At 56.7% G+C, this 24,717-nt stretch carries 24 protein-coding genes and 1 riboswitch; of the genes, 21 read left to right on the forward strand and 3 right to left on the reverse strand.

The features are described 5' to 3' along the window. Positions 1-19 precede the first annotated feature (19 nt). From AAFN83_RS03140 to AAFN83_RS03170, 7 genes are all read left to right on the forward strand, one after another. Positions 20-1,411, forward strand: a complete 1,392-nt coding sequence (locus AAFN83_RS03140; protein WP_347766984.1) for a PTS fructose transporter subunit IIC — start codon at positions 20-22, stop codon at positions 1,409-1,411. A 102-nt stretch (positions 1,412-1,513) separates the two neighbouring features. After that, on the forward strand, positions 1,514-1,966 hold the full coding sequence (locus tag AAFN83_RS03145; protein WP_347766985.1) for a PTS sugar transporter subunit IIA: 453 nt from the start codon (positions 1,514-1,516) through the stop codon (positions 1,964-1,966). Between the two features lie 20 nt (positions 1,967-1,986). After that, on the forward strand, positions 1,987-2,259 hold the full coding sequence (locus AAFN83_RS03150) for an HPr family phosphocarrier protein (protein WP_347766986.1): 273 nt from the start codon (positions 1,987-1,989) through the stop codon (positions 2,257-2,259). Positions 2,260-2,287: 28 nt separating this feature from the next. After that, positions 2,288-4,030, forward strand: a complete 1,743-nt coding sequence (gene ptsP, locus AAFN83_RS03155; protein WP_347766988.1) for a phosphoenolpyruvate--protein phosphotransferase — start codon at positions 2,288-2,290, stop codon at positions 4,028-4,030. A gap of 172 nt (positions 4,031-4,202) precedes the next feature. Then, positions 4,203-6,584 (forward strand): GH36-type glycosyl hydrolase domain-containing protein, encoded by a 2,382-nt coding sequence (locus tag AAFN83_RS03160; protein ID WP_347766989.1) that lies wholly within the window; start codon positions 4,203-4,205, stop codon positions 6,582-6,584. Positions 6,585-6,667: 83 nt separating this feature from the next. After that, positions 6,668-7,765 carry a suppressor of fused domain protein gene (locus AAFN83_RS03165; protein WP_347766990.1) on the forward strand — a complete coding sequence of 366 codons (1,098 nt, stop codon included), beginning with the start codon at positions 6,668-6,670 and terminating at the stop codon, positions 7,763-7,765. A gap of 236 nt (positions 7,766-8,001) precedes the next feature. After that, a complete protein-coding gene (locus AAFN83_RS03170) occupies positions 8,002-8,961 on the forward strand; it encodes a copper amine oxidase N-terminal domain-containing protein (RefSeq protein ID WP_347766992.1) in 960 nt (319 codons plus the stop codon). Between the two features lie 115 nt (positions 8,962-9,076). On the opposite strand, the gene AAFN83_RS03175 is transcribed toward AAFN83_RS03170, so the two are convergent. Beyond that, positions 9,077-9,280, reverse strand: coding sequence for a hypothetical protein (locus tag AAFN83_RS03175; protein ID WP_347766993.1), 204 nt, complete (start codon positions 9,278-9,280; stop codon positions 9,077-9,079). A gap of 313 nt (positions 9,281-9,593) precedes the next feature. Continuing rightward, positions 9,594-9,839: riboswitch (cyclic di-AMP (ydaO/yuaA leader) on the forward strand. Positions 9,840-9,864: 25 nt separating this feature from the next. Between AAFN83_RS03175 and AAFN83_RS03180 the strand changes: the two genes are divergently transcribed. The 5 genes from AAFN83_RS03180 to AAFN83_RS03200 all read left to right on the forward strand — a co-directional run bounded on the left by AAFN83_RS03180 (position 9,865) and on the right by AAFN83_RS03200 (position 15,991). Continuing rightward, complete coding sequence (locus AAFN83_RS03180) at positions 9,865-10,692, forward strand: C40 family peptidase (protein WP_347766994.1); 828 nt, start codon at positions 9,865-9,867, stop codon at positions 10,690-10,692. A 74-nt stretch (positions 10,693-10,766) separates the two neighbouring features. Beyond that, complete coding sequence (gene lpdA / locus AAFN83_RS03185; RefSeq protein ID WP_481810465.1) at positions 10,767-12,203, forward strand: dihydrolipoyl dehydrogenase; 1,437 nt, start codon at positions 10,767-10,769, stop codon at positions 12,201-12,203. 286 nt (positions 12,204-12,489) lie between these two features. Next, on the forward strand, positions 12,490-13,521 hold the full coding sequence (locus tag AAFN83_RS03190; RefSeq protein WP_347766996.1) for a thiamine pyrophosphate-dependent dehydrogenase E1 component subunit alpha: 1,032 nt from the start codon (positions 12,490-12,492) through the stop codon (positions 13,519-13,521). Further along, on the forward strand, positions 13,512-14,492 hold the full coding sequence (locus tag AAFN83_RS03195; protein WP_347766997.1) for an alpha-ketoacid dehydrogenase subunit beta: 981 nt from the start codon (positions 13,512-13,514) through the stop codon (positions 14,490-14,492). Before AAFN83_RS03190 ends, AAFN83_RS03195 begins: the two co-directional genes overlap by 10 nt. A gap of 74 nt (positions 14,493-14,566) precedes the next feature. Continuing rightward, positions 14,567-15,991 carry a dihydrolipoamide acetyltransferase family protein gene (locus tag AAFN83_RS03200; protein ID WP_347766999.1) on the forward strand — a complete coding sequence of 475 codons (1,425 nt, stop codon included), beginning with the start codon at positions 14,567-14,569 and terminating at the stop codon, positions 15,989-15,991. A gap of 96 nt (positions 15,992-16,087) precedes the next feature. Here AAFN83_RS03200 and prli42 read toward each other — a convergent pair whose 3' ends face one another. Further along, positions 16,088-16,201 (reverse strand): stressosome-associated protein Prli42, encoded by a 114-nt coding sequence (gene prli42, locus AAFN83_RS03205; RefSeq protein ID WP_347767001.1) that lies wholly within the window; start codon positions 16,199-16,201, stop codon positions 16,088-16,090. Between the two features lie 230 nt (positions 16,202-16,431). Here prli42 and AAFN83_RS03210 point away from each other — a divergent pair, with 230 nt between their 5' ends. Beyond that, positions 16,432-17,574 (forward strand): M20/M25/M40 family metallo-hydrolase, encoded by a 1,143-nt coding sequence (locus AAFN83_RS03210; protein ID WP_347767003.1) that lies wholly within the window; start codon positions 16,432-16,434, stop codon positions 17,572-17,574. A gap of 223 nt (positions 17,575-17,797) precedes the next feature. Here AAFN83_RS03210 and mciZ read toward each other — a convergent pair whose 3' ends face one another. After that, positions 17,798-17,962 carry a Z-ring formation inhibitor MciZ gene (mciZ, locus tag AAFN83_RS03215; protein ID WP_347767004.1) on the reverse strand — a complete coding sequence of 55 codons (165 nt, stop codon included), beginning with the start codon at positions 17,960-17,962 and terminating at the stop codon, positions 17,798-17,800. 154 nt (positions 17,963-18,116) lie between these two features. On the opposite strand from mciZ, the gene AAFN83_RS03220 reads away from it, so the two are divergent. The 8 genes from AAFN83_RS03220 to AAFN83_RS03255 all read left to right on the forward strand — a co-directional run bounded on the left by AAFN83_RS03220 (position 18,117) and on the right by AAFN83_RS03255 (position 24,698). Beyond that, positions 18,117-18,680, forward strand: a complete 564-nt coding sequence (locus AAFN83_RS03220; protein WP_347767006.1) for an NUDIX hydrolase — start codon at positions 18,117-18,119, stop codon at positions 18,678-18,680. Continuing rightward, positions 18,677-19,855 (forward strand): endonuclease Q family protein, encoded by a 1,179-nt coding sequence (locus AAFN83_RS03225; protein ID WP_347767008.1) that lies wholly within the window; start codon positions 18,677-18,679, stop codon positions 19,853-19,855. Before AAFN83_RS03220 ends, AAFN83_RS03225 begins: the two co-directional genes overlap by 4 nt. 86 nt (positions 19,856-19,941) lie before the next feature. Continuing rightward, positions 19,942-20,601, forward strand: a complete 660-nt coding sequence (spoIIM, locus tag AAFN83_RS03230) for a stage II sporulation protein M (RefSeq protein ID WP_347767010.1) — start codon at positions 19,942-19,944, stop codon at positions 20,599-20,601. Positions 20,602-20,661: 60 nt separating this feature from the next. Continuing rightward, positions 20,662-21,147, forward strand: a complete 486-nt coding sequence (gene fur, locus AAFN83_RS03235) for a ferric iron uptake transcriptional regulator (protein ID WP_347767012.1) — start codon at positions 20,662-20,664, stop codon at positions 21,145-21,147. Positions 21,148-21,254: 107 nt separating this feature from the next. After that, entirely contained in the window at positions 21,255-21,479 is a 225-nt protein-coding gene (locus AAFN83_RS03240; protein ID WP_347767014.1) for a hypothetical protein, read from the forward strand. A gap of 113 nt (positions 21,480-21,592) precedes the next feature. Next, positions 21,593-22,513, forward strand: a complete 921-nt coding sequence (gene xerD, locus AAFN83_RS03245; RefSeq protein WP_347767015.1) for a site-specific tyrosine recombinase XerD — start codon at positions 21,593-21,595, stop codon at positions 22,511-22,513. Between the two features lie 170 nt (positions 22,514-22,683). Next, positions 22,684-23,865 (forward strand): phosphopentomutase, encoded by a 1,182-nt coding sequence (gene deoB / locus AAFN83_RS03250; protein ID WP_347767016.1) that lies wholly within the window; start codon positions 22,684-22,686, stop codon positions 23,863-23,865. 5 nt (positions 23,866-23,870) lie between these two features. Further along, the gene (locus tag AAFN83_RS03255) at positions 23,871-24,698 is read left to right on the forward strand and encodes a purine-nucleoside phosphorylase (RefSeq protein WP_347767017.1); all 828 of its coding nucleotides are present in this window, start codon (positions 23,871-23,873) and stop codon (positions 24,696-24,698) included. Positions 24,699-24,717: the final 19 nt, after the last annotated feature.

Raw genomic sequence — 24,717 nt, forward strand, 5'->3', positions numbered from 1 at the left:
CTAAGGGGGCGAAACGAAAGTGAAGAAAATCCTCGCTGTAACCGCGTGTCCGACTGGAGTGGCCCACACCTATATGGCTGCGGAATCGTTGCTGAAGACCGCCAAGAACAAGGACATTCCCATCAAAGTGGAAACCCGCGGTGCCGTTGGAGTGGAGAATGAGTTGACCCCGCAGGATATCGCAGAAGCCCATGCCATCATTGTAGCAGCCGATACCGACGTGCAGGAAGCTCGTTTCGCTGGCAAACCAGTAGTGCGCGTGCCGGTGGCCCAAGCGATCAAGAATCCGGCCGGGCTCCTGGAGGAGGCGCTGAACAAGCAAGCATCGGCTGCTGCAACACAGGCGGATCTGGGCAAGCAGGTCGAGGATCTGAAAGCGGCCCGGAGCGCTACCCGCAGCGGAGCGTATAAGCACCTGATGACCGGTGTCTCTCATATGCTTCCGCTCGTCGTGGCAGGCGGGTTGTTGATTGCCCTGTCGTTCATCTTCGGTATCGAGGCCTTCAAGCAGGAAGGAACGCTGGCCGCTGCTCTCATGAACATTGGCGGCAATGCAGCCTTCGCCTTGATGGTCCCGATCCTCTCCGGCTTCATCGCCTTCTCGATTGCCGAGAAGCCAGGCCTTGCTCCCGGACTCATCGGCGGGATGCTCGCATCGAGCACCGGCGCCGGCTTCATCGGCGGAATTATCTCCGGCTTTCTTGCCGGGTATATCGCACTCGCTCTTAAGAAATCCATCAAGCTTCCTCGCAACCTGGAGGGCTTGAAGCCGATTCTGCTCATTCCGCTGCTTGCGTCCGGCATTACAGGTCTGCTCATGATATATGTCGTTGGCAAACCGGTCAGCGCGCTCATGACGGCCCTTACCACCTGGCTCAGCGGGCTCGGAACAACCAATGCGATTGTGCTGGGCCTCATCCTGGGGGCCATGATGGCCTTCGACATGGGCGGGCCCTTGAACAAGACAGCCTACACCTTTGCTGTCGGATTGGTAGGCAGCGGCGTATACGGCCCGATGGCTGCGGTTATGGCTGCGGGTATGACCCCTCCGCTCGGCCTCTGGCTGGCAACGCTCCTTGCAAAACACAAGTTCACGACGGAAGAGCGCAACGCAGGGAAAGCGGCCTCGATCCTCGGGATTTCGTTTATCACGGAAGGGGCCATCCCCTTCGCGGCGGGTGATCCTCTCCGGGTAATCCCATCCATCATTGCGGGCTCCGCAGTTACCGGCGCTCTGTCGATGGCTTTTGGAGCGACGCTCCGCGCACCGCACGGCGGCATCTTTGTCCTCCCCATTCCAAACGCGGTCGGACACCTCGGGCTGTACGCCTTGGCCATCGTGATCGGCACGATTGTAACCGCTCTCATCCTGAGCGTGATCAAGAAGCCGGTTGAGGAACGGACGGCTTAATGAGAAGCGTCTGTATCAGGATGGATCCAATTAACAAGAACACGGGAGAAGCGAAGGAACCGTATTCCCTCGCTTCTCCACCCAATAAAGGAGGAACCTGCTGTGAACATCAACTCTCTCTTGCATGAACAAGCGATCTTCATTCCGCTCGAACAGACGGAGAAGACGACGATCATCTCTCACCTCATTGATGGACTCGTTCAAAGTGGAGCGGTAACCGATAAAACCGAATACCAGCGAGCCGTGCTTGCCCGTGAAGAAACGGGATCCACCGGTATAGGCTTCGGCGTCGCCATCCCGCACGGGAAGTCGAAGGGAGTTGCGGAAGCGGGGCTTGCTTTTGCCAAGCTGAGTACCCCTGCGGACTGGAATTCGCTTGACGGGGAGCCGGTTAAGGTTGTGTTTCTAATCGCGGTGCCCGAGGCGGCAGAAGGCAACAGTCACCTGCAAATTCTGATCGCGCTGTCCCGTAAGCTGATCGATTCCGATTTCCGGGAACAGCTGATGGCTGTCAGCAGTTCCACGCAGCTCAAGGAGCTACTCGCAACGATTTAAGGGAGAAGGAGGAACCCATCATGGCGGTTCAACAAGTAACGATACAAAATGCATCCGGCTTCCACATTCGGCCGGCTCAATTGTTTATCGAGAAAGCGGTCCAATTCCAGTCGAAAATTCTAATCAAGCCGGAAGGCACCACCGTCATCGCGGACGGTAAGAGCATTCTCAACCTCATGACACTGGGATTGGAAAAGGGCTCTGTCATCACGATTGAGGCAGAAGGGCCAGACGAAACGGATGCTGTGTCACAGCTAGCCCAACTGGTGAACAGCGGCTTTGGCGAAGCCTGACCGCTAGGCAGGGTAAGGAGGGGTTGACATGAAAGCCATTACGGGAAGGGAAGCCTTTATCGGCATCGGCGTGTCAGAGGGCGTTCGCATCGGCAAAGCGTTCGTGTACAAGCCGCTCAAGCTGAGTGATGTAGAGCCCGGGAAGGCGGAACATCCTGCGGAAGAGCTAACTCGGTTGGAGAAAGCGAAGGCAAGCTGTACCGAAGAATTAATCGGTGTCATCGAGCAGACCAAAGCCTCGCTCGGGGAAGAGAAAGCCGCTATTCTAAAAGGACAAGTAAGCTTTCTGAACGACCCGGCCTTCTATCCGCCGATGCAGAAGCTCGTGGAAACGGAAGGCTGGACAGCGGAAACAGCGGTTCAGAAGACCGTCCAGCAAGTGGCCGCCATCTTTGAGGGCATGCCGAGCGAGTACATGCGCGAGCGTGCGGCGGACGTGCGCGATGTGGGGACCCGCCTGCTCGTTCATCTGATGGGACAAGACGGGGCGCGGCTGTCCGATATCCGCGAGGAGGTCATCCTCGTGGCGGACGACCTGACCCCCTCAGATACCGTGCAGCTGAACAAGAACCTCGTGTTAGGGTTCGTTACTCGCATCGGCGGGAAAACGTCGCACACCGCCATTCTAGCTAATTCACTCGGTATTGCCGCCGTGCTTGGTGTGGGGGAAGCGCTCGACTCCATTCCGCATGGAGTCTCTCTCCTCATCGACGGCACGACCGGCATCTGCATGGTAGAGCCGGATGAAGCAGCCCGGGCAACGTATACAGCCAAGCAGCAGGAAGAACAGGCGGAGCGCGAACGGTTGAAGGCGTTCAGCTCTCGTCCCGCGGTGTCGAAGGACGGCTTCAAGATTGAGATCGCCGCGAACATCGGAGCGCCTGAGGAAGCGGAAGGGCTGGTGGAGCGGGGAGCGGAAGCTGTCGGTTTGTATCGGACCGAGTTTCTGTTCATGAGCGAAACGAAGATGCCCGGCGAGGACGTACAGATGAAGGCGTACGCCCAAGCCCTGAAAGCGATGGAGGGTCGCCCGGTCATCATCCGAACCCTCGATATCGGCGGAGACAAAGAGCTTCCTTATCTGGAGCTGCCGCACGAAATGAATCCGTTCCTCGGCTATCGAGCCATTCGCCTTTGCCTGGATCGCAAGGAGCTGCTGCACACGCAGCTGCGAGCCATTCTGCGGGCAAGTGTTCACGGTTCGGTCAAGATCATGTTCCCGATGATCTCGGGTATCCCGGAATGGAGAGCAGCGAAGGCGATGTTCGAGGAAGCGAAGGCTGAGCTTCTCGCCGAAGGGAAACCGATCGGAAAGAAGGTGGAGGTCGGCATCATGGTCGAGATTCCTTCGGCTGCTCTCCTGGCGGACCGCCTGGCGCGGGAAGCAGATTTCTTCAGCATCGGGACCAATGACCTCGTGCAGTATACGGTGGCGGTCGATCGCATGAACGAGAAGGTGTCTTATCTGTACGATTATTTCCATCCTTCCGTCCTGCGGTTGATTCGCGAGGTGATTGAGGCATCGGTTCGCCATGGCAAATGGTCGGGCATGTGCGGCAGCATGGCCGGTGACCCGCTTGCAGCCCCGCTGCTGCTGGGCATGGGGCTTAAGGAGTGGAGCATGTCCCCTTCCTCCATCCAGCGGGTGAAGGAAACCGTGAGCACGTTGGACCGAGAAGCTTGCGTGAAGCTTACAGATGAGGTCATGCAGTTGGATACACCGGAGGAGATTCGCGAGCGGTTGAAGCTCTTTTTGCAGGAAGCTCGCTGATCCTTTAGGGAAAGAAAATGGAAGTGAAATGAAAAGTTCAGCTGCGGGGTGGATTCCTCGTATCTGGACTTTTTCGTTTTTTGTGCAACCGCTTCACTTAGGAGTTTCGTATAATAGAGGGGAGTACCAGTGAACAAGATTGAACAAGAATACAGCGAGATTGAGGTGTCCTATGATTCATCCATCGGAGACAGGCGAGTTTTACGAGCTTACGAGCCCTACGGCGCTTCCCAAAGCATCGGGCTTTCTATGGAATGACACGATGATGATTCACATGAATTGCCGCGGGTATGCGGTTGCCCAGTTCATGCAGCCGGAACCGGCCAAGTATTCGCATGCGCCCAATCTGGAGATGAAGACGTTCATGCAGCCGGAGCAGCCGTACTACGCGCATCACCCCGGCCGTTTCCTTTATGTAAAGGATGAGGAGACCGGAGAGATCATCTCCGCTCCCTATGAACCGGTTCGCCGGGAGCCTGACCGCTACCTGTTTCGCGCAGGGAAGGCTTCGATCGAATGGAAGATCGAGAGCTTGGGCCTTCATATTGAGTTGAGCTTGCGGTTGCCCCGAGCCGAGCCGCTCGAGCTGTGGCGGATGAGCGTGAGGACGCTGTCCGGAACGAAGCGCAAGCTGAGCCTGTATCCTTATTTTACCGTGGGCTACATGTCGTGGATGAATCAGTCCGGTGAATATCGGGAGGACCTGCAAGCGATGGTGGCCACATCGGTTACCCCTTATCAGAAGGTTCAGGACTATCCGAAAATAAATGGTTTAAAGGACAAGACCTTTCTTCTTGCGGAAACGAAGCCTGACGCTTGGGAAGCCAGCCAGGATCGGTTTGAAGGAGAAGGCGGACTGTGGTCTCCGTCCTCTTTGAAGGAGGACCAACTGGCAGGGGGAGATGCCCGTTACGAGACGCCGGTCTGCGCCCTGCAATATCGGGTGGAATTGAACCCGGGTGAAGAGAAGGAGTTCCGCTTCCTGTTTGGCCCCGCTCGGACCGAGGAACAGATTCGCGCAATGCGAGAAGCTTATTTTGGTGCACGCAGCGCAGACGGCCGAACGGGATTTGAGCGGGCGGAGGAAGAGTACGCCGCCTACATTGCGGAAGGAATCGGCTGCTTGGACATCCAGACACCCGATCCAGGGCTGGATAACTTCGTCAACCATTGGCTTCCCCGCCAGATGGACTACCACGGCAAGACCAATCGGCTGACCACGGACCCGCAGACCCGCAACTATCTGCAGGATAACATGGGCATGAGTTACATAGAACCAAGTATAGCCCGGGCCGCCTTCCGAACGGCTCTCCGGCAGCAAAAGGCATCTGGCGAAATGCCGGACGGAATCATTTTGCATCCCGATGCGGAATTGAAGTACATCAATCAGGTGCCTCATTCGGACCATTGCGTGTGGGTGCCGATCTGCTTGAGCACCTATCTGGATGAGACAGGCGATACCTCGATCCTGATGGACGAGATTCCTTTTGCCGATTCGGCGGAATCCGTCACCGTGCTGGAGCATATCAACCGGGCGATGCAGTGGCTCATGCGGACTCGCGACGAGCGCGGACTCAACTACATCGACCAGGGAGACTGGTGCGATCCAATGAACATGGTCGGCTACAAGGGCATCGGCGTATCCGGCTGGCTCACAATGGCGTCGGCGTACGCCTTCCGGGTATGGGCTGACATCTGCGAGGAAGCGGGTCATGCGGTGGTCGCGGCCGAGTTCAGGCAGCAGGCAGACGAAACCAACGAAACGGTGAACCGGTACCTGTGGGACGGCGATTGGTATGCACGGGGCATAACGGATGATCAGGTGGTCTTCGGGGTTAAGGAGGACAAGGAAGGCCGCATCTTCATCAATCCTCAAAGCTGGGCGCTGCTCTGCGGAGCGGCGGATGAAGAGAAGCAGCAACGGCTGATCCGTTCGGTCGAGGAGCAGCTTGAAACGCCTTACGGGGTCGAAAAGCTGGCCCCTTCCTATACCGCCATGCGAGAGGACGTTGGACGGGTGACGCAAAAGCACCCGGGCACTGCGGAGAACGGCGCAGTCTATAATCATGCTGCTGCATTTTATATCTACGCCCTCTATCAGGTCGGTGAGAAGGAGAGCGCCTATCGGCTTTTGCGCAAAATGATTCCCGGCCCGAACGAGGAAGACATCCTGCGGCGGGGGCAGTTGCCGATCTTCATTCCGAACTACTATCGAGGCGCGTATCGGCAGTTCCCGCACACAGCCGGGCGTTCGAGCCATCTGTTCAATACCGGCACAGTGCCATGGGTGTACCGCTGCCTGATCGACGGACTATTCGGTGTTCAGGGAACACCGCAGGGATTGGCCATTCGGCCGCAGCTGCCGGCGGAATGGAACGAAGCTTCCCTTACGCGTCGATTCCGCAGCGCAGAGCTTCGGATCGCGATCAAGCGTCAGCCGGGAGTCTCCACCGCCGAAGTGTATGTAGACGGCGTGCTTGTGGAGGACGGCCTCCTTACGGACTTGAAAGAGGGACATACGTATGAGGTGCTCGTGAAGCTGCCGTTGAAGTAAATCCGAGGCATTTCGTCGTGAGTTTCCCCTAGAAACGATAGACGATAAACGATAAATACGAGAATAGGGAGGAAAATCGAAACATGGCCGAACCCTTGCAAGAGCCAAAAATCCTTATCGAAAGCTGGTCTCCAGTGAGCGAGATTCAGGCTTTCGTCGAAGAAACCGAGGAATGCGTTTACTTTTACTTGTGGGCGTTCCCCGGCCGGGAGGATGCGACGGTTCGATCCTGCTGGGTATGCAACAAACAAGCGGCACCGGCCGCTCCGGATTTTGAGGCGATGCAGCAAGGCAGGCCTCCGATGATGCCTGCGGCTTACTGCGATCATCCAGACGGCCGAAAGCCTCCGGAACCAGACACTCTGGAGATCGTCTGGTTTAAAGAGGGCGATGCGGCAGCGCTGCTGGAGAACGGCTCGCTGCTCGCAGTCATCCCAGGTTGGTCCGGGGAAGGAGGCTTTCACGGGTATGCCCTATTCAGCAACGAGGCCGGTCCCTTCGCCTGGCCGCTGAAGGAGGCGGAACCGGTCCTGGTAGAACGGGTAGAACGGAGCCGTCGTTTTTGGGAGACCTTCACCCCGGAAAGGTGGGGACAGGCGCAGCAACAGTACCTTGCAGTCCTGGAAAGCTTCTTAGGTGGACCGCATGAGAAGTATTACGCGATTGACGGCGGGCATTTCCCGCCGAAGGCGATGATTACGGCACACAAGGAGGAAGTGCTGTATGCCTTTACCCTTGGCGTAAGCCTCATCCCGCAGCCGAAGGTGGAGCAATACCTCGGGGAAGAGGGGGACGACTCCCGCCGCATTGAGCTCGCTTTCGCTGCGCGCATAGGCGCCTTGGCGGATGAAAAGCCCGTCCTCGGCTACTTGTCCGCCCAAACCGGACTTCCGTGGGGGCTGTTGACCTGGCTCGGTCACGGTCATACCCTCTCGTGCGCAGAGGTTCCAGGCTTCCCTTATGTCCTACTCCTAAACGGTACTCTGGCCGTTGGAACTCCCTCGCCGGAGCTGCCTGAGTTGGATGGGGAGCGTGTAAACGTGCTGTGGGCCATTCCAATCACGGAAGCAGAATACCAAGTAGCAACCGAACAAGGAAGCGAAGAATTGCTTCGTCTCTATAAGGGAGAGGCCGAGCAATTGGCGATCTTCACGGGAGAGCCCAAGTTTATCAGGAGTTAAGCATACAGGAGAGAGCTGCCGTTCTTTTGGCTTTTTTAAGCCGAAGAGCGACAGCTCTTTTTTGATGAAACAGACGCCTCTTCAGTGATTCATGGGTCTCGTGATTCAGTGATAAATAAAATAGTTCACAGCGATAATGGAAAATGCAGGATACCAGCAGACTGCGTCGAATTCCTTATGTCGGCTTGCAGGAAACCGCGCCTGGATGCCCAACATCATGAGAAAAGAGGGAAATGATGATCAAGAGAAAGAAAACTGCTTTAACCGCCTTATTGGCGGCTACCCTGCTGGTGGTGCAAGCACCAATTGCACTGAAGGCATCGGCCGCCGCCCAGCAAAGTCCGGTCGTGTACATCGACGGGGTCCAATTGAATTTCAGCCAACAGCAGCCGGTTGTACTCAAGGGGCGAACCCTGGTGCCCATGCGAGCCATCTTTGAAGCGCTTGGTGCAACGGTACAGTACGACGGAAAAACAAAAGCGATCACAGCTACCAAGAAAGATGACTCGTTTGACAAGTACGTAGGGGACAAAACGATAAAACTGCAGTTGGATTCCACGAAAGCAACAATACAAGCGGAGCCGTCCAAGGAATTTGCCGAGAACGCTGTTAACAAGAATGTCACCCTGGACGTACCGGCCCAAACCATTCATAACAGCACGATGGTCCCGCTCGCTTTCGTCGGGGAAGCCCTCAACTGTCATGTCAAATGGGACGGAAAGCAAAACCGGGTTGACATCTTCAAGCCGCAGGTATCGGAATCCTGGTATGTGCAGGGTACGTTTACGGATGAGCTCATCGAAACTGAAGATCCTGCTGAAGACTATCAGCTGGAAGAGCTTCCTGCAAACACCGAAAGAGTTTTCCTGCGAAAAATCATATATGGCGACCAGGAGGCATTCGTCTACCATAGTCGAATTGAGGGGTTCATTCAGCCCTCTGATGAAGAGGGCAAAGAAACTGAGACGAAGGAACCTTTTAAGATGCAAGCGATGATCAAGGGAGTATATCAGCATGAAACATGGCTGGGTAATTATTCATTATCCTATGACATAGAGGGCTACTCCTATGTATCGGTGGAAAGTTCCTTCCATCTTGGGCCTTATTATGAAAACGAGATGCCCGATTTGCGCTACATTCCTTTTTCGCTCTACAAAGCTTTTTCGGATGCCTACGAGAAAGGGTTGCTTAGCTAACTACGCGGGGTGAAACCCGATCATTGAGCCCTAGAGCAAACAAGCCTCCAACTCTCGCAAGGGAGATGGAGGCTTTTATTTGATTTGGTTAATTCAAGGGTCTAAGGGTTCCGTCTTAAAAGGAAAAACCCGCAAATGTTTGCGCGGCCTTGTAAAGCACATAGAGCAAAATGAGATAGGCGACGATCGTAAGCCAGGTAAACTTCCGCTTTTTGCGCAGCTTCTTCTTTTTCTCCTTGTCGTCCCAATCATCCTGTACGTCCAGACGTGCCTGGTGGCGAATGACTTCTTCCTCGTAGACCGGATCGTTCTTGTCCATCGTCAGCCCTCCTCCATCTCAAGATATGAGGGGATTTGCAGGGATATGAACAAGCAGGGCTGTTGTTCCCAGAACTTCCTTATACCGAATTGTATATACTAAGTGATATACTCAAGATGCAAGCGCAAGGCTTGCTTCATAACCTTTTTTTCTCCTTTTTGCCGCTGGATATAGGGATCCGGCGGTTTTTTTGCGTGTAGAATTCGTGAGAAATTGCCGTTCTATGGGAGTAGGAGGTTCTTCCTATTTTGCGGAAATGACCATGATTTGCCATTGTCTGAGCCGATTCCGCATGGTACCGTAGGATAGAAAAAGAAACCAATAGCCGAATCCGGTTCTGTTTGGCCGGTACGGGGGATGTATTTGCCGGGTATATCGATCGGGGAACTTCTAAGCAAGACCTCGGGAGCGAGTGCCAACGGCGTAACCTGCGTTTCTTGCTTGTTCAGCGAGAAACATGGGTTAGTGGGGTGAATGTCAGGCCGGGTAATCGGCTGGCTAGGGAGGGACCTCTTCCCGAATCCGTCAACTAACCTCGGAGGCATTAGGAGGAACAGAAGCTGAAACCGATCATCAAGAGTCTGTTGCTAACGTCTGCTGTTTTCGTTTCCGGTGCTCTTTTTGCCACTTCGACTGAAGCGGCTGCCTTACCCGTCAAGGTCCAATTGAACGACAGCCTCCTTTCCTTCCCCGACGCCCAACCGTTTGTGGATGATAACAGCCGGACTCAAATTCCGGTGCGGATGGTGGCGGAAAAGCTGGGGTATTCCGTTTCTTCGACCCCGGTTGGAAAACAAGTGAAGGTGACGATCTCGGGAAATGGGCGTACGGTCGTCCTGCAGACGGGATCCAACCGCGCGGAACTGAATGGAAAAGGGATCACGCTCGATACGAGCGCCATTTTGTCGGACAATCGCACTTATGTGCCCCTGCGGTTTATCTCCGAATCCTTTGGAACGGAAGTGGACTGGGACTCCAAGACCCAGCTCGTTATCGTCAGTTCGGATGGCAAAGACCATTCGCCTGTTCTCAAAGCGGTAAGCCCGGCGACGATCCTCGTGACCAACTCGCAGAAGTACCTGGGTATTCCTTATATGTGGGGCGGAAATACCACGAGTGGATTTGATTGCTCCGGCTTTGTCCAATTCCTGCTCAATCAGCAAAAGGTATCGGTTCCGCGTACGGCGGACGGCATGCGGCAAAGCACGGGAACGTCTGTTTTTGCGCCCACTCCGGGGGATCTCGTCTTTTTCTCGGACAGCCAAAAGGCGCCGGCCAGCCACGTGGGTATCTACCTGGGAAATGGGAAATTCATCTCCGCCACCAACTCAAAAGGGGTTCAAATTACCCCGCTTACATCCGGGTATTGGGGCAATCGTTATTTTACGGCCAAACGGGTCTTCTCTTCCTGAGAAGGTCCGTTTTCATTTTGGATTGTCATTCGGTGGAACAAACGGGTACAATGAGGGACGTATGAATTGCCGTAATGGAGGGGATCGCGTTGTCCAAACCCTATGAAGTTGTCGTACTGGGCGGAGGAATCGGAGGCTACACGGCTGCCATTCGGGCTGCTCAGCTCGGCAAGACCGTAGCCCTGGTGGAAAAGGAGAAGCTCGGGGGAACCTGCTTGCACCGAGGGTGCATTCCCACGAAGGCGATGCTCCGCAGTGCCGAGGTCTACGCCGAGTTTCGGGAAGCAGCCGAGTTTGGCATTGAGGCCGAAGGCTTTCAGATCAACATGGGCAAGGTCCAAGAACGCAAGAATCGAATCGTAGAGCAACTGCACAAGGGCGTGCAGTTTTTGATGAAGAAGAACAAGATCGACGTCTATTCCGGCATGGGCCGGTTGATCGGACCGTCGATCTTTTCCCCGCGCGCGGGCAGCGTTGCCGTAGAGCTTGCGGGTGGCGAAACCGAGACGCTCGTGCCTGAGCACCTCATTCTCGCAACCGGCTCCCGGCCCCGCTCGCTGCCGGGACTCGTTCCCGATGGCAAGCGGATCTTGACGAGTGATGAAGCGCTGGAGCTTCAGGAGGTGCCCAAGTCGGTGATCATCATCGGCGGCGGCGTCATCGGCTCGGAATTCGCGTCGCTGTTAAGCGACATGGGGTCTGAGGTGACGATCGTCGAGTTCGCCGATCGCCTCCTTCCCATGGAGGACAAAGACGTGTCCGTCGAACTGGCGCGCCGGTTCAAGAAGGACGGCGTCAAGGTGCTGACCGGTGCTCGGGTGCTGCCGGAATCCGTCCAAGCGGACGGCGAGGGCGTGAAGCTCAGCGCCGAACAGGCATCCGGGATTGCGGAGCTGTCGGCCGAGCTCGCCATTGTGGCGGTAGGCCGAGTGGCGAACACCGAAGGAATCGGCTTGGAGAACACCGATATCGTGGTGGACCGCGGCTTCATTCGCACGAATGAATACATGCAGACAGCCGAAAACCACATCTACGCCGTAGGCGATGTCAACGGTCGCATGCAACTCGCCCACGCGGCTGCTCATCAGGCGATTGCAGCCGTGGAGCGCATCGCGGGCATGGAGGCTCATCCGTTCCGCGTGGAAGAGGTTCCGCGCGCCGTATACACACGCCTGCAGGTGGCAAGTCTCGGCTTGACCGAGCAGGAGGCGAAGGACGCGGGCCGCACGATCAAGGTCGGCAAGTTCCCCTTCAAGGCGCTTGGCAAAGCGCTCGTTCAAGGGGAGACCGCCGGCTTCGTGAAGGTTGTAACTGACGCGGCTACGAACGATCTGCTCGGCGTGCACATGGTCGGCGGCCATGTGACCGAGCTAATCGGGGAAGCCTCGCTCGCGAGCTTCCTCAACGCCACCGCCTGGGAAGCCGGGCAGGCGATCCACCCGCACCCGACGCTGTCGGAGGCGCTGGCAGAAGCGATGCTCGCGGTGGATGGCAACGCGATCAACATGTAACGTTCATCGAGCCTTACGACGGGGATTTCTCTTTCCGTTATAAGGCTCGATTGCTTTTTGCGCGATCACGGGTTTTAACGGACATTTTCTGCTCTTCAAAAAAAGTCCACAACAAGCACGCCCAAACGGGTCAAAAAGTGTGCATCGGGCAGGCGGACTGTGCTATAGTATCCTATAGGGTCAAGTATTAGGACCAGGTAATAAAAGTTCATTCCAACCCGCAGCCGGAATGAGGCAGAAGCCTTGCCTTTTCGACTAGAGCGGGGGGATAAGGAGGCAGTCTCCCATGACGATCGGTCAACTGACAAAGCATCGCAGCTTGGGAATTTCCGACGAGAAGGCTGTACAGATGTACGAGCTGATGGTGCAAGCGCGCAAATTCGATGAAATGGTACTGCTGCTTCAACGGACGGGGAAGGTTGCCTTTTTCGTCTCGGGGATCGGGCAAGAGGCTTGCCAGGTTGCAGCAGCGATGGCCTTGGAGCCGCATAAAGATTACTTTTTGCCCTATTATCGCGACTACGGGTTCGTGCTCGCGGCCGGGATGACCTTGCAGGAGCTGATGCTCTCCGCCTTCAGCAAAGCGGATGATCCGACGAGCGGCGGCCGGCAGATGGTCGGCCACTTCAGCCACAAGAAGCATCACATCGTGACGGGCTCCAGCCCCGTGACCACGCAGGTGCCGCATGCGGTCGGCTTCGCACTCGCCGCTAAGATGAAGAAGCAGGATTTCGTCTCCTATGTGACCTTCGGAGAAGGCTCCAGCAACCAGGGCGACTTCCACGAGGGCTGCAACTTTGCCGGAGTGAACAAGCTCCCCGTTATTTTCCTGTGCGAAAACAACCAATACGCCATCTCCATTCCGGCTGACCGCCAGTTAGGCGGGAAGGTTAGCGACCGGGCGCTTGGCTATGGATTCCCTGGACTTCGGGTAGACGGCAACGACGTGCTGGAGGTCTATCGCGTGGTGAAGGAAGCGCGCGAGCGTGCAATTGCCGGAGAAGGTCCGACGTTGATCGAGGCGATGATGTACCGGATTTCGCCGCACTCGACCTCGGACAACGATCTCCTGTACCGCACCAAGGAAGAGGTCGAGACGAACCGCAAGCTCGACGGAGTGCCGCGCTACCGCGACTACCTGATCGAAAGCGGATTGTGGAGCGAGGAGCAGGACAAGGAATTGCTAGCACGCGTGGACAAAGAAGTACGGGCCGCAGCGAAATTTGCCGAGGACGCACCTCATGCGCGTGTTGAAGACCTGCACCGCCACTTGTATGCCGAGACGTCCGAAACGGAGGGGAACCCATCATGGCGGTAATCACGTACCTCGAAGCAATCCGCACGGCAATGAAGGAAGAGATGGAGCGGGACGAGAACGTCTTCGTGCTTGGCGAGGATGTAGGCAAGGGCGGCGTATTTAACGCCACCAAAGGCTTCCGTGATCAGTTCGGCGAAGATCGCTGCATGGACACGCCCCTTGCGGAATCGGCTATCGCCGGTGTCGCTATCGGCGCAGCCATGTACGGCATGCGCCCGATCGCCGAGATGCAATTTGCCGACTTTATCCTGCCGGCCACCAATCAGATCATCAGCGAGGCGGCCAAAATCCGCTATCGTTCCAATAATGACTGGAACTGCCCCGTCGTTATTCGCGCACCCTTTGGAGCGACCGGCGGCAGTGCTCTGTATCACTCCCAATGCACGGAATCCATCTTTTTTGGAACCCCCGGGCTCCAGATTGTCGCCCCTTCGAATCCCTACGATGCGAAAGGACTCATGAAGGCCGCCATTCGCAGCGAGGACCCCGTCCTCTATTTCGAACATAAAAAATGCTACCTTTCGATCTCGGGCGAAGTTCCGGAGGAAGACTACATCGTGCCGATCGGCAAGGCCCGTGTTGCGCGGGAAGGCGAAGACATCACCATCATCTCCTACGGCATGGCCGTCAACCTGACGTTGAAGGCGGCAGAGGAGCTGGCGAAGGAAGGCATCACCGCCCACGTACTCGACCTTCGTTCGCTTGCCCCGCTCGATAATGAGGCCATTTTGGCCGCTGCGGCCAAGACGGGGAAAGTGCTCATCGTCCACGAAGACAACAAGACGGGCGGCGTTGGCGCGGAAGTTTCGGCCATCATCTCCGAGGAGCTGTTCTATGACCTCGATGCGCCGATCATGCGCTTGTGCGGGCCGGATGTTCCAGCCGTCAGCATGAGTCCGGTGCAGGAGAAAGGCTTCCTGCTCACCCCCGAAAAGATCGCCGACGCGATGCGCAAGCTGGCTGAGATCTAAATCGTAGGCGAAGAAGGTATCCCCGCGAGGGGTTCGATTAAAGGAAAACCATGAAGGAAACGAGGGATCGTCCCATGAGTGGCAAGGATAGCCGCGGAACCGCCGTACCGGTTCCCCATCTGGCCGAAAGCCTGGTTGCCGCAACCGTTGGCAAATGGCTCAAGAAGCCGGGCGAAACGGTCGAACAATATGAAGTGTTGTGTGAACTGATTACGGAGAAGGTCGTGGTAGAGATGCCTTCTCCGATCGAAGGCGTCTTGACGGAGTATGTGGTCGCCGAAGGCGCAACCGCCCAGGTCGGCGACCCGATCTGCTACATTCGCGAGCCGCAGGACCAAGCGGCCGCTCTAACCGCTGCGCCAGCCGCTTCGGGGCATGCCGCCCCGAACGCTCTCGCAGGGGCGGGGCAATCCGCAGCGGTCGCGCCTGGATCGCCAGCCGCTGCCGAAACGCCTGCCGCAGGCGGCGAGCACAGCAGCCGCTTCTCGCCAGCCGTGCTGAAGCTGGCCGCTGAGCACGGCGTGCCGCTTGCGAGCGTGCCAGGCACCGGCCTCGGCGGCCGCATCACGCGCAAGGACGTGCTCGCCTTCGTCGAGCGCGGCGGCGCCGCCGCTGCAACGACGGCGCACGTTTCTGCGCTGCAGGCGGCCCCGGCGGCGCCTACGGCCCCGCAAGCGCCGACTGCTGCGCCGGCCGTGCCGCAGCAAGCCCCGGCAGGTCCGGTTCGCTCCACCGGCCTGCACCTGACTTCCAACCCGCCGACTCCGTTCCGTGAGGCGGACCGGGTCGACGACAGCAGCCGCGGGGAGTACTTCATCGACGTCACGCCGGTGCGGGACACCATCGCGAGCCGCATGCGGCAGAGCGTTGCGGAGATTCCGCACGCCTGGACGATGGTGGAGGTCGACGTGACCAACCTCGTTCAGCTCCGCACGAAGCTGAAGGACGAGTTTATGCGCAAGGAAGGCATCAACCTGACGTACCTGGCTTTCGTGCTGAAGGCTGTCGTCGGCGCGATCAAGGATTATCCGATCCTGAACTCCGTCTGGGCGGTGGACAAGATCATCGTGAAGCGCGACATCAACATTTCGCTTGCGGTCGGCACCGAGGACTCGGTCATCACGCCGGTCATCAAGAAGGCCGATCACAAGAACATCGCCGGGCTCGCCCGCGAGGTCGACGAGCTCACCCGCAAGGCGCGGACGGGCAAGCTGGCCCTCAGCGATCTGCAGGGCGGTACGTTCACCTTGAACAACACCGGCTCGTTCGGCTCGATCCTGTCCTATCCGATCATCAACTATCCGCAGGCTGCGATTCTTACTTTCGAATCGATCGTCAAGAAGCCGGTTGTCATCAACGACATGATCGCCGTGCGCTCCATGGTGAACATGTGCTTGTCGCTGGACCATCGGATTCTCGACGGCGTCATTTGCGGCCGCTTCCTGCAGCGGGTAAAAGAGAACCTCGAAAGCTACGGACCTGACACCCAGCTGTATTGATTGCATGCATCAAAAAAGCCGCCTTCCTTCAGCATCTGCTGAGGAACGGCGGCTTTCGCGTTCGGGTTGAGTGCCGAAGCGGCGGTCTTCGACCTGTCAGGTCGGAGTAGCCAGCGCTTCAAACAGGTACAAAAGCGTGGACAGCAGCATGCTGCCGATCATCAGCCACAAAACGATGCGGAACCAGAACTTCGAAGACTTTGAAGACATCGAATAACGACTCCCCTTTTCAGGTGTTTTGGAAACGAGTAAGATAGAGAAAGCGCGCTATAGCGCAAGCTACATAGAAGTGCCATATCCGAACGGCCTTAAGAAAGCAAGCCTCGCGGGCACTTGGCATTGGAAACACACGATGAGAGTTCATGAGCTACTGGGTTTGCAAGCTCACGCTAGACCCAATAGGTTCAGTTTACCTAATCGAAGCGATGGAGGGAAGTCCCATGGTGCAAAAGGATCGATTGATCGAAGAGTTTATGGAGCTTGTCCGCGTAGACAGCGAGACCAAGCATGAAGAAGAGATTGCGGTTGTCCTGAAGGAGAAATTCGGCGCTCTCGGCCTTACCGTGGAAGAAGACGACACCAAGGAGAAGACCGGGCATGGAGCGGGGAACCTCATCTGCACCCTTCCGGCAAAAGGCAAGGGAGCGAACGCTCCAAAGCTAATGTTCACCTGCCACATGGACACGGTTACGCCCGGGAAGGGCATTCAACCGCAGCTGGGCGAGGACGGCTACATCCGAAGCGACGGCACGACCATCCTGGGCAGTGACGACAAAGCAGGCATTGCCGCTCTTCTGGAGGGCATTCGCGTCCTGCAGGAGCAGGGGACGGAGCATCCGCAGCTGCAATGCGTGATTACGGTTGGCGAAGAGTCCGGCCTTAACGGCTCCCGGGCCATGGACCCGAAATGGCTCGACGCGGATTATGGTTATGCGCTTGATTCGAATGGAGCCATCGGCGGGATCGCCGTCGCTGCCCCGTCTCAGCAAAAGGTATTTATCACCTTCACGGGGAAATCCGCGCACGCAGGCGTGAACCCGGAGGATGGCATCAGCGCCATCAACATTGCAAGCCGCGCCGTATCCAAGATGCGTCTTGGCCGAATCGACAAGGAAACGACAGCGAACATTGGTAGCTTCTACGGCGGAGTGACGGGGGCGACCAACATTGTTGTCGATAAAGTCGTTCTGGAAGCAGAAGCCCGCAGCCTGGACACCGATAAGCTGGGCAAGCAGGTCGAGTCCATGCGTCTCGCTAGCGAAGAAGCAGCAGCCGAGCTGGGCGGAACCTGCGAATTCCGCAGCCACCTGCTCTATCCGTCCTTCAAGTTTACGGATGAAGCCCCTGTGGTCCAACTTGCAAAGAAGGCGCTCGCGCGTATCGGCGCAGAACCAAAAACCTTCCATTCCGGCGGCGGCAGCGATGCCAACGTATTTAACGGGCATGGGGTCCCGACCGTGAACCTGTCGGTGGGGTACGAGAACATCCACACGAAGACTGAACGAATCCTGGCGTCGGATATCGTCCGACTGACCCAGGCGTTTGTGGCCCTCGTGGAGGAAACGGGCAGCTTGAGCAAGTAAGCTCGCCCCAGCGAGAAGCCGGTCGACGGACCCAGACTCACTCGCGATGAAAGAACAAAGCCACTTGAACCCAAGCCGACTTTGGCAGGTTTAAGTGGCTTTGCTAGCAAGCGAGCAAGCGGACGGTTGGGGAGTGGATGGACGGGAAGCTCCATGTGACCCAGAATGATGCTCAAGGAGCATTCAGGTATAACCCGCTTTCAGTAGCGGTTTCAAGCAAGGCTCAGCTGCGGTTGTTGCTTTTTCGCTTGGAAGGCGTTTTTGGCAGTAGGGAGGTGAAGGGGACGTCTTGCTTCTCCGTTTCCTTCGCCATTTCTTTCAACTTGTTTCTCACTTCCCATGCCTTGCCGACCATGCGCATGCCGCCGTTCGTCACATAGACTTTCATAAGAAACGCCTCTTTTCCCGAAAACTTCCGGTGAGGTCCGGTTGTGTTACAATCTATGAAGATCGCTGGCAAAGTATGACGCTTGTCCCCAAGAAGCACGAGTATGGCTTTGGAGGGGATCATTCTAACCAAGAGTTCGAGAGGGAGTGCACGCATGAGTTCGGAACAACGCTTTGAGGAAATCACGCTGGAGGTCAAGTCGATCTTCAAGGGGAAAATCATAGACGTCGATGTGGAGACGGTGCAATTGCCCGATGGAGGAAAGGCCAAGAGGGAGATCGTACGCCATCCGGGTGCGGTCTGCGTGCTGGCGCGTATAGGGGAACGGGTACTGGTCGTTGAGCAATACCGCAAGGCACTGGGCCGCAACCTCGTCGAGATTCCGGCAGGCAAGCTGGAACGGGGAGAAGACCCGCTCGCCGCAGCAGAGCGGGAGCTGCAGGAGGAGACCGGCTATACAGCCGGAAGGATGGAGAAGCTGTCTTCCTTTTACTCCGCTCCAGGCTTCTGCGATGAACTGCTGCATCTCTACCTGGCGGAGGACTTGACAGCAGGTGAAGCTCACCTCGACGAGGATGAGTTCCTCGATTGCGCTGCCATCACGCTGGATGAAGCCAAGGCACTTATCGAGAATGGGAAGATTGCGGATGCGAAGACCATCCTGGCGGTCCAAGCCTGGGAGCTGCTGGTCCTTCGGGAGAGCGCGAAACGAGCATGAGAGAGGTGTTTGCCGACCTTCATGTTCACATTGGACGAACGGAGCAAGGCATTCCGGTCAAGATTACAGGTGCTCGCAGTCTGACCTTCCAGAACATCGCGAAAGAAGCCTCAGAGCGCAAAGGAATGGACCTCGTGGGCATCATCGACTGTGCCTCGCCCGCGGTGCAGGAGGACATTCGCTCCTGCCTCAAGCGAGGGGAGATGGAAGAGGTTCCGGGAGGAGGCCTGCGCTACCGGCAGACCGTGCTTCTCCTGGGAAGTGAAATCGAGGTGCAGGATCCGGGAACCGGACCGGCGCATCTGCTGGCTTACTTGCCGGGGCTATCCGAGATGGAGCGCCTCACGGCCTGGCTGAAGCCGCGGATGACCAACGTGACGCTCAGTACCCAGAAGCTGAAGGCGCCGGCACGCGCTCTGCAAGCAGAGGTTCTGGCGCTGGGCGGAATCCTGATCCCCGCTCACGTCTTCACGCCTCATAAGGGACTGTACGGGAGCTGTACCGATCATTTGGCAACGCTGCTTGACCCGGACGGTGTGGCCGCTATCGAATTGGGCCTTAGTGCGGATACCTCCATGGGGGAGCGAATCGCGGAATTGGACCGCTATCCGTTCCTTTCCAATTCCGATGCGCATTCGCTCCCCAAGATTGGCCGCGAGTACAACCGCTTGCGGGTCGAGGAGATGAGCTTCCGCGAGGTCGTCATGGCTCTTCAGGGAAGAGAAGGACGAGCGGTGACAGGGAACTACGGCTTGAACCCGAGGCTCGGTAAGTACCACCGCACCTACTGTGAGGCTTGTTCCTCCATCGTGGATGAATCGGAACAGGCGGTGGAGCGCTGTCTCTATTGCGGCAGCACGCGCATCGTCCGAGGGGTCTTTGACCGCATAGAAGCGCGGGCAGACCGAGCGGAAGGACAGGCTCTGACCGAGCGGCCGCCATACATTCATCAAGCTCCCCTGGAGTTCATCCCCGGGCTTGGGCCCAAGCTGCTCGCCAAGCTGCTGGACCGGTTCGGGACCGAAATGAATATTCTGCATCGCACCTCTGCTGCCGAACTGACAGAAGCGGCGGGGGACAAGGTCGCATCGGCCATTCTCGCATCCCGGGAGGGAAGGCTTGTCGTCAGCTCAGGCGGCGGCGGGCGCTACGGAAAGCTGATGAAACAGGAATAGCGTGCTCCAGAGCATGTTTTGACGGGCAGCCTCATAAGCATTAGGGAATGGGACAAGGACTCTTGTCTCGAAGGAGGCTGCCCGCCATGCAAGGAAACCGCAAGCTTGCGACCCACGTGAGAACCAACCTTTCCTTTTACTTGTTCGTCTTTGCCATCTTTGCGACCGGTGTTGTCTTTGGGGTCGTGTTGGTCAGCGCGCTAACCCTCGACATGACCCAGGACATTCGCCGCCACCTCGGCCATTTTTTTGAGTCGATGATTCAGGGCGGACAGCCGGACTCGGCGCGGACGTTCTGGTCCATTTTCAGCATGAATGTGAAGTGGACGCTGCTCATCTGGCTGCTCGGCTTGTCGGTGATCGGCTTGCCGCTGATTCTTGTACTGGACTTTTTCAAAGGGGCTCTCATCGGCTTTACGATCGGGTTCCTGGTCGGGGAATACGCCTGGAAGGGTCTTCTGTTTGCGCTTGTTTCTGTGGTGCCGCAGAACCTGATTCTCATCCCGGTCATGCTGATCGGCAGCGTATCGGCCCTTTCCTTCAGTGTCTATCTGGTCAAAAATCGTTTTCTCAAGCAAAGAGGGTCGCTTTCTCAGCCGCTCGTGAAGTATTGTTCACTCGCATTTGTGCTCGTTCTCTTGACGGCCGGGGTCTCCCTCTATGAAGCTTACTTATCGCCTATGCTCATGAAGCCGATCGCTCCAGACCTCGTCTCGCTGATCGGCATGTTCAAGGAAACTGTTTGACTTTGCGACAGCTCTCCTCCTATAATAAATAGTAGCAACTTGCGCGCGAGGAGGTAGAGTATGGAAGCCCGAATCGAGAAAATTAAACATCAATTGCAATCCCAGGGCTACAAACTGACACCCCAGCGTGAAGCCACGGTGCGTGTTCTCTTGGAGAATGAAGAGGATCATTTGAGTGCGGAAGACGTGTTCATGCTGGTCAAGGACAAGGCTCCTGAAATTGGACTCGCAACGGTCTATCGGACACTGGAGCTTTTGAGCGAACTGCATGTGCTGGAGAAGATGAACTTCGGGGACGGCGTAGCCCGTTATGACCTTCGGAACGATCGGGCCCGACACCATCACCACCACATGATCTGCGTTCAGTGCGGATCCGTGAACGAGATTCTCGAAGACTGGCTGGCTCCACTGGAAGCCCGGCTGGAGGATGAGTTCGGCTTCAAGGTGTTGGATCATCGCCTGGACTTTCAGGGCATATGCAAATCTTGCGCGGAGAAGAACAAGCAGAAGACTCCGCCCATCCCATACAGCAGCAGCACCCTCTAATGCGCCCTAGCGCCCAAAGAGGGTGTTCTTTATTAGGGAGCATACCGCGGGTACCTCGATCATAGTCTACCTACAAGGAGATTCTGAACTTGTAAGGAGGAAGGGACATGGTCATTTCGCTTAGAAGGCTGTTGAAGCGGACAGCCTTTGTTGTGCTTCTGCTGATGGGATCCTATGGGATTCATGGCTTAACCGCCGATGTGGCGCATTGGCTGCAAACCGTTCGATCGGGCAACGGCGAGGTTACGCCGGTCTTGGCAGACCCCGTAGTCCAAGAGGGGAGCGGATCCCGTCTTTCTCGATTGCTTTTGTTCTACGAGTTAGGGGAATGAAGAGGTTGTGAACGATTTTCGCGGGGAACAAGCAGGATTTATTCTCGTTTGTGTGGAATGAAGTGGGCGGAGGCTTTTCATCCGGGAACCATAGGACAAGGGGCACTGACGTTATGGAAGCATCGCTTCAAACCTTCATTCACCACCTGACTGCGGAAAAAGGCTTAGCACCCAATACGCTGGATTCCTATGAGCGGGACATTTTCCAATACCTCGCCTATTTGCATGAGCAGGGAATCGCCGATATCCGCGAATCCAAGCGGGTACATATTCAAAAGTATCTTCACGAGCTGAAAAATCGGGGGCGAGCCGCTTCGACGGTTTCACGCTCCCTGGTCTCGATCCGTTCGTTCTATCAATACTTGTCAGACAAGCAGGTGATTGATGGCGGGAATCCGGCTCTCCAGCTGGATGCGCCGAAGGTGGACAAGCGGCTTCCGCATGTGCTCAGTGTGGAGCAGGTCATTCAGCTTCTGGAGGCGCCGGAGACCGATTCGCCTGCGGGCATTCGGGACAAGGTAATGCTGGAGATGCTGTACGCCACCGGCATGCGTGTGACAGAGCTGATCTCGCTCGATGTCGGGAAGGTGAACCCTGAGCTCGGATTCATCGAATGCAGCGGCAAAAACCGGCGCGAGCGGGTGATTCCCATCGGCAAGACAGCGGCCAAATGGCTGAAGCTTTACCTTTCGGAGATGCGGGCTTTCCTGCTTCGCCAGTCGAGCGAGGAAGAGGCGCTGTTCGTCAATCACCTGGGTACACGGCTCACCCGTCAGGGCTTCTGGAAGATTATCAAGAAGTATGCCCGCGAGGCGCAGATCGAGCAAGAGATCACGCCTCACACCCTTCGGCATTCGTTTGCTACTCATCTTCTGGACAACGGAGCGGATATCCGGTCTGTACAGGAGATGCTTGGTCATGCGGATCTATCCACCACCCAGATCTACATGCAGACGATGAAGAACAACCTCAAGGAAGTGTATGACCGGACTCATCCGCGAGCCCGGGAGGAAGCGGCCCCTCACTCCTCGTAACGAGAAGCAGCTTGCTTGGCTGTGGTCGAACTTGGGTAATGGGTTGGACGAGCGCACATGATCCAAGAGGAACGGAAGAATGATAAGGGCATAAGTGCATTGGCATGACGAATGATGGATTAGGAAAAGCTCCGGTTCGGGGCTTTTTACCTTCAAGGAGGAGTCAGATCATGACGTTTCGTAGAATTTGTTTGATTGTACTCGACAGCGTGGGAATCGGCGAGCTGCCGGATGCCCCGCAATTTCATGATGAAGGGGCCCACACGCTTGGCCATATCGCCGAAAGAGTGGAAGGCTTCGCTCTTCCGAACATGCAGAAGCTAGGTCTTGGCAGCATTGCCGAGTTGAAGAATGTCCCTCCGGCTTCCAGTGCGCAAGGGTATTATGGCAAGCTGGCTGAAGTTTCGGTCGGCAAGGACACGATGACCGGCCACTGGGAGATCATGGGCCTAAAGGTGGACGTGCCGTTCAATACCTATCCTGACGGCTTCCCGAAGGAACTGCTGGATGAATTCGAGCGCCGCACGGGCCGCAAAATTATTGGGAACAAACCGGCATCAGGCACCGAGATTCTTGACGAGCTGGGCGAGGAACAGATGAAGACTGGTGCGTGGATCGTCTACACGTCGGCGGACAGCGTATTCCAAATTGCCGCGCACGAAGACATCATTCCGCTGGATGAGCTCTACAACGCCTGTAAGATTGCCCGCGAGTTGACGTTCGCCGAGGAGTACTCCGTAGGTCGGGTCATCGCCCGTCCTTACAAGGGAGAGCCGGGGAACTTTAAACGGACGCCGAACCGGCATGACTACGCAGTGAAGCCGCCGGCACCGACCGTGATGAACACGATGAAGGACGCAGGGCTGGATGTCATCGCCATCGGCAAGATCAACGATATCTTTGTCGGTGAAGGCGTTACCGAAGCTACCTCGACCAAGAGCAATGAGCATGGCGTAGAGGTTACCATCGAGACGATGAGCCGCGATTTTCAGGGACTTGCCTTCACGAACCTCGTGGATTTCGATTCGCTGTACGGACACCGTCGCGACCCGCAAGGCTACGGCAAGGCGCTCATGGACTTTGACAAGTCCCTGCCGGATATCATGGCCAAGCTGAATGAAGACGACCTGCTTATCCTGACGGCAGACCATGGCAACGACCCGATTCATGCGGGCACCGACCATACGCGGGAATACACTCCGCTGCTGGTGTGGAGTCCCGCTTTCAAAGGAGGCGCATCGCTCGGCATTCGTGCCACCTTCAGCGACATTGGCGCCACAGTAGCAGAGAACTTCGGTGTAGCTCTTCCCCAATACGGAACCAGCTTCCTGTCTGAACTGAAGAAAGGATGAAACCCATGACCAACCAAACCATTCTCGATCGCATCGCGGCAAGTGCCGATTATATCGCATCCAAATCTCCCTTGAAGCCGGAGATCGGACTCATTCTGGGATCGGGGCTTGGCATTCTTGCCGACCTCGTGGAGAATCCTACGGTGCTCCCTTATGAAGAGATCCCGGAATTCCCCGTCTCGACGGTGGAAGGCCATGCAGGAGAGCTCGTCCTGGGGACGGTGAAAGGCCGCGCGGTCATCCTGTTGAAGGGGCGCTTCCACCTGTATGAAGGCTATGAAGCCGATACCGTTTCGTTCCCGATCCGGGTCATGAAGAAGCTCGGCGTGAAGACGCTGATCGTCACGAACGCCGCTGGCGGGGTAAACGTCGATTTCGACCCTGGCGATATCATGATCATCACGGACCACATCAACTTTATGGGCAAAAACCCGCTAGTCGGCCCGAACGCGAGCGAGTTGGGCGTTCGATTCCCGGATATGAGCGAGCCATACAGCAGACGCCTTGGCAAGCTTGCAGATGAAGCTGCAGCGGAGAAGGGCTACCGTCTCCGTCGAGGCGTCTATGCCGCCATGCTCGGCCCTTGCTACGAAACGCCGGCGGAAATCCGCATGCTGCGGGTAGTGGGAGCAGATGCGGTGGGCATGTCGACGGTACCGGAAGTGATCGTCGCCCGTCATGCCGGCATTGAGGTACTGGGCTTCTCCTGCATCACCAACATGGCCGCCGGCATCCTCGACCAGCCGCTCTCCCATAGTGAAGTCATGGAGACGGCGGACCGGGTGAAGGATCAATTCCTCGATCTCATTCTGACGATTTTGGAAAAGCTGTAAAGCCTCACAGAGAGAGCGA

This window comes from Gorillibacterium sp. CAU 1737 (assembly GCF_039888655.1).
GTDB lineage: Bacteria > Bacillota > Bacilli > Paenibacillales > NBRC-103111 > Gorillibacterium.

Coding starts and splice junctions, on each gene's coding strand:
- AAFN83_RS03165 (WP_347766990.1), top strand. CDS start 6,668: ATGGCCGAACCCTTGCAAGAGCCAAAAATCCTTATCGAAAGCTGGTCT.
- lpdA (WP_481810465.1), top strand. CDS start 10,767: ATGGAGGGGATCGCGTTGTCCAAACCCTATGAAGTTGTCGTACTGGGC.
- AAFN83_RS03225 (WP_347767008.1), top strand. CDS start 18,677: ATGAGAGAGGTGTTTGCCGACCTTCATGTTCACATTGGACGAACGGAG.
- spoIIM (WP_347767010.1), top strand. CDS start 19,942: ATGCAAGGAAACCGCAAGCTTGCGACCCACGTGAGAACCAACCTTTCC.
- ptsP (WP_347766988.1), top strand. CDS start 2,288: ATGAAAGCCATTACGGGAAGGGAAGCCTTTATCGGCATCGGCGTGTCA.
- AAFN83_RS03150 (WP_347766986.1), top strand. CDS start 1,987: ATGGCGGTTCAACAAGTAACGATACAAAATGCATCCGGCTTCCACATT.
- AAFN83_RS03220 (WP_347767006.1), top strand. CDS start 18,117: ATGAGTTCGGAACAACGCTTTGAGGAAATCACGCTGGAGGTCAAGTCG.
- AAFN83_RS03175 (WP_347766993.1), bottom strand. CDS start 9,280: ATGGACAAGAACGATCCGGTCTACGAGGAAGAAGTCATTCGCCACCAG.
- AAFN83_RS03190 (WP_347766996.1), top strand. CDS start 12,490: ATGACGATCGGTCAACTGACAAAGCATCGCAGCTTGGGAATTTCCGAC.
- AAFN83_RS03240 (WP_347767014.1), top strand. CDS start 21,255: ATGGTCATTTCGCTTAGAAGGCTGTTGAAGCGGACAGCCTTTGTTGTG.
- AAFN83_RS03160 (WP_347766989.1), top strand. CDS start 4,203: ATGATTCATCCATCGGAGACAGGCGAGTTTTACGAGCTTACGAGCCCT.
- AAFN83_RS03210 (WP_347767003.1), top strand. CDS start 16,432: ATGGTGCAAAAGGATCGATTGATCGAAGAGTTTATGGAGCTTGTCCGC.
- deoB (WP_347767016.1), top strand. CDS start 22,684: ATGACGTTTCGTAGAATTTGTTTGATTGTACTCGACAGCGTGGGAATC.
- AAFN83_RS03200 (WP_347766999.1), top strand. CDS start 14,567: ATGAGTGGCAAGGATAGCCGCGGAACCGCCGTACCGGTTCCCCATCTG.
- xerD (WP_347767015.1), top strand. CDS start 21,593: ATGGAAGCATCGCTTCAAACCTTCATTCACCACCTGACTGCGGAAAAA.
- AAFN83_RS03255 (WP_347767017.1), top strand. CDS start 23,871: ATGACCAACCAAACCATTCTCGATCGCATCGCGGCAAGTGCCGATTAT.
- prli42 (WP_347767001.1), bottom strand. CDS start 16,201: ATGTCTTCAAAGTCTTCGAAGTTCTGGTTCCGCATCGTTTTGTGGCTG.
- AAFN83_RS03170 (WP_347766992.1), top strand. CDS start 8,002: ATGATCAAGAGAAAGAAAACTGCTTTAACCGCCTTATTGGCGGCTACC.
- fur (WP_347767012.1), top strand. CDS start 20,662: ATGGAAGCCCGAATCGAGAAAATTAAACATCAATTGCAATCCCAGGGC.
- mciZ (WP_347767004.1), bottom strand. CDS start 17,962: ATGAAAGTCTATGTGACGAACGGCGGCATGCGCATGGTCGGCAAGGCA.
- AAFN83_RS03195 (WP_347766997.1), top strand. CDS start 13,512: ATGGCGGTAATCACGTACCTCGAAGCAATCCGCACGGCAATGAAGGAA.